Annotated in this window: 2 protein-coding genes and 1 pseudogene; all 3 read left to right on the forward strand. The window is 55.8% G+C overall.

The features are described 5' to 3' along the window. Positions 1 to 650, forward strand: a 650-nt coding sequence (locus tag Q2B33_RS14795) for a hypothetical protein (RefSeq protein WP_300887498.1), incomplete at its 5' end; no start/stop codon positions are given. A 124-nt stretch (positions 651 to 774) separates the two neighbouring features. Next, positions 775 to 1,971 carry a methionine adenosyltransferase gene (gene metK, locus Q2B33_RS14800; protein ID WP_300785453.1) on the forward strand — a complete coding sequence of 399 codons (1,197 nt, stop codon included), beginning with the start codon at positions 775 to 777 and terminating at the stop codon, positions 1,969 to 1,971. Between the two features lie 75 nt (positions 1,972 to 2,046). Next, positions 2,047 to 2,975: pseudogene (locus Q2B33_RS24270) on the forward strand (acyltransferase family protein). Positions 2,976 to 3,262: the final 287 nt, after the last annotated feature.

Genomic DNA, 3,262 nt, shown 5'->3' on the forward strand with positions numbered 1-3,262 from the left:
TGGAAGAGGGGCATTCCATGGAGCACAGGATTATTTCCGGACGGTATGAACTGGGAACCGAAGAACAGAAAGCGGGATACCGTCAGCTGTTTGGGGAAGGGGACATACGGCATAAATTCGATCTGTACTTTCACTGGTACAATATCGTCCACGAACTGGGGCATTGCCTTCTGGAGGATTGGGGGATAGAAATGCCCAATGTCCAGGAAGAAATGTATGTGAACGAGTTTGCCGTAGCGTATTGGACCCAGGCGGACGAAGGGGAGCGTATGGGAGAACTGAGCAGGCTTCTGGAGGCTGCGACGGGTGCCCTGCCGCCGATTGTGCCGGAGGACATGGGATTTGAGGAATATTTTGAAAAGATATGGAACACTGGCCAGTTGGACAATGCTGTGACATATGGGTATTTTCAGCTGAACAGTGTGCGGAAGGCCATGGAGAAAGGCTCTGACCTGGCCACCGTGCTGAAGAGGGCAGGGATTGAGGCGGATTTGACGGCTCCTATGGAGGCCTACCGGGGAGAGGTAAGCGCAGCCCATGCGCAGGATGTCCTGGAATGCGCGGTGGAGAATTTAAAGAGGCTGAAGCTTCCTGTGCCTCGAATCAGGGTCGAATTGGTGGAGAATCCATTGATTCAACGCTGCGTATGAGTGCCATGCTACATCCGCTATCCTTTCCCGCAGGCAAGGGCGCCTGGTTCATTGCCTGAAGGAATATATGGTGTACAAATTGTTTACATATTTCATTGTTTGGGATAAAGAAAGGAAGAGAAAAATGGAAAAACATTTATTTACATCGGAATCAGTGACAGAGGGACATCCCGACAAGCTCTGCGACGCAGTGTCGGATGCCATCCTGGACGCCTGCATGGAGCAGGACCCCATGAGCCGCGTGGCCTGCGAGACCGCCAGCTGCACCGGCTTCGTACTGGTGACAGGTGAGATCACCACCGCGGCCAACCTGGACATCCCCGCCATCGTCAGGAAGACGGTGAATGAGATTGGGTACAATGACTCCAAGGTGGGATTCGACGGCAATACCTGCGCCGTGATGGTGGCCCTGGACAAGCAGTCCCCGGACATCGCCATGGGCGTGGACAAGGCCCTGGAGGCCAGGGAGGCCCAGATGACCGATGAGCAGCTGGAGGCCATCGGCGCGGGAGACCAGGGCATGATGTTCGGATATGCCACCAATGAGATGCCGGAACTGATGCCCTACCCCATCGCTCTGGCCCACAGGCTGGCCAGACAGCTGACCAAGGTCCGCAAGGACGGGACGCTGCCCTACCTGCGGCCGGACGGCAAGAGCCAGGTGTCCGTGGAGTACGATGAGGACGGAAAGCCCATCCGCCTGGAGGCCGTGGTGCTCTCCACCCAGCATGACGAGGCCGTGACCCAGGAGCAGATTCACGCGGACATCAGGAAGCATGTCTTCGACCCGATCCTGCCGAAGGAGCTGGTGGATGAAGATACAAAGGTCTTCATCAATCCCACAGGCCGCTTTGTCATCGGCGGGCCCCAGGGCGATGCGGGCCTCACCGGACGCAAGATCATCGTGGACACCTACGGCGGAGCTGCCCGCCACGGCGGCGGCGCCTTCTCCGGCAAGGACTGCACCAAGGTGGACAGGAGCGCCGCCTACGCCGCCCGCTATGTGGCCAAGAACATCGTGGCTGCAGGCCTGGCGGAGAAATGCGAGATTCAGCTCTCCTACGCTATCGGCGTTGCCCAGCCTACCTCCATTATGGTGAGCACCTTCGGCACAGGGAAGGTGAGCAATGAGAGGCTGGTGGAGATCATTCGGGAGAACTTCGACCTGCGCCCCGCGGGCATCATCAAGATGCTGGACCTGCGCAGGCCCATCTACCGCCAGACCGCGGCCTACGGGCATTTCGGCCGGGACGATGTATCCCTGCCCTGGGAGGCTACCGACAAGGCGGAGGCGCTGAAAGCATATTTGGCCGGGAGGTAACCGGATATGGAGAGACAGGGGTATCTGGACGGAATCAAGGCAATGGGGGCTCTCATGATCGTGAGCCTCCACACCATGAGCAGCACCATGAATGCCGGAGGATTCTATATTTCCGATGCATACAGTAAGGGGGCATGGATTCTGCACCAATTTCTGTTTGCAGCGGTGCCTATGTTCATCATGGCTACCGGCGCAGGGTTTCTTGCGGACGGGCGCCTGCTGGGATACAGGGAGATGAAGGGGCATATCGGGAAGATTGTCTGCTGTATCTGCTTCTTCGGATCCGCGTTCTATATGATACGTATGTTGGTAGAGGGGGAAGCCTTTGGGGCGGCATCGCTGGTGCGTGCGGTTCTGGAGGATTATACCTGGTCGCATATGTGGTATCTCTACCGGCTGCTGGGCCTTTATCTGTGCATGCCGCTGCTCTCCGCATTCATGTGGGGGGGCGGCGCTGGGATCGACTTGCGCTTGCCGGGATTTTGCTGACCTTTACATGTATTTACCCCTATGTCTGTGGGAGGATAGGGCTGTACCCCGCAAAAATAATGCACTTCTCGGACACCTGGATGTTTTATGCGGTTGCGGGGGGATATCTGGGCAGCCTGCCCCAACAAAGCTGTAAAAAGGGCAGATGGATTCCCGGCCTGGGGGTAGCGCTGGGGATTTTGGGTGTTTATCATTACGGGGCTGAGGGCTATACTCTGAACGAGGAACATCCCGCGCTGTTGCTGCTGGCGGTGAGCATCTTTGCCATGGGAAAATGTATGGCGGGCGGCAAGGCATCTCCCGCCTGGCTTGCAGCCCTGGTGAAGACCATGCTGGGAGTATACATCATCCATCCCGTATATATCCACCTGTGCCTGCGGCTGGTGAAATTCAATCCGCAGCACCATATGCCGGCGCTGACCCTGCCGCTGACGGTGGCGGCAATCTACGCGATGTCCGTGATGACGGTTCATCTTTTGCGCAGGATTCCGCCTGTGAGGAAATATCTGTTGTAATGGTTCAAAGCTTCCCGGTCTGTCCCTTTCAGGGCAGGCTGGGAAGCTTTTTTACATTATGGAAGTGGAAGACGAAAACCCTTCAAACCATCTGCGGGATGAATTTGAAGGGTTTTTGCTTGGAGGTTTGCGTCCAAGTAAGAGATGTTAACTGGGCAAAGAGATGTTTCAGATTTGGGAGAATAGATAAAAAAGATACGTGTTAGTCAATAACTGTGTTGGTTTCAGTTTAAGTCCGTTTTATGGGACTCAAAAAGTTATAGCATATGATTATCCAATGAAATGCG

Source organism: uncultured Acetatifactor sp. (assembly GCF_948601915.1).
Lineage (GTDB): Bacteria > Bacillota > Clostridia > Lachnospirales > Lachnospiraceae > Acetatifactor.